We start from the raw sequence: 621 nt of genomic DNA, 5'->3' as shown, positions 1-621 counted from the left end.
CCGTATTGGTGTTGGAATCGCTAAAAATCGATTCAAGAACCAAGGCTCCCAAGCGGTAATACATGTTTTCAATTTGCTGCGAGTTGTTTTCCGCACCTCGGCTGGTGTGCAGTTGCTCCGCCAACGATACCAACTCACCATCACTACCAATAAAAGCGCGTGCACTTTCCAAAAATCGGTCAGTTGAATAAAGCAATTGCGTGACGTCTGGCCCATTCGCATCAGAGACCTCACTTTCTAATTGAAGACGAACCGCGTACACAAGCTGAAGTTTGAGTGAGACTTGATCGACATGCTTAACTCGATACGGCAACTCAAAATTAAAGAAGTTACGTACTTCCTCAACTTTACTGCCAAGTTCATTCAATGTGGAAAGCGTTTGCATCGTCTGCTTTGCTTGAAACCAAAGAGTTGCAGAAAATACACACCACAAAATGAATAAGAACCAAATAATCCGCTTAATCCCTGCTCTTAATTGATGCAACGCTCAGTCCTCATATAATCCATTAATTACAAGCATATACCATGTTCTGAGCTCTGGCTGTGCTTGCTTCACATAAAAAAAGAGAGCCTAGGGCTCTCTTCATAAGAATTAGTTACGACTTAACTGATCTTTCAAGT

General features: G+C 42.2%; 1 pseudogene. It reads right to left on the bottom strand.

Annotated features, from left to right (window positions below):
* Positions 1-484 (bottom strand): annotated as a pseudogene (locus tag R8N47_RS26315) (Hpt domain-containing protein); the annotation flags it as partial.
* Positions 485-621 lie beyond the last annotated feature (137 nt).

Source organism: Vibrio sp. 2132-1 (genome assembly GCF_033344315.1).
This window is presented reverse-complemented; position numbering and strand designations above follow the sequence as displayed.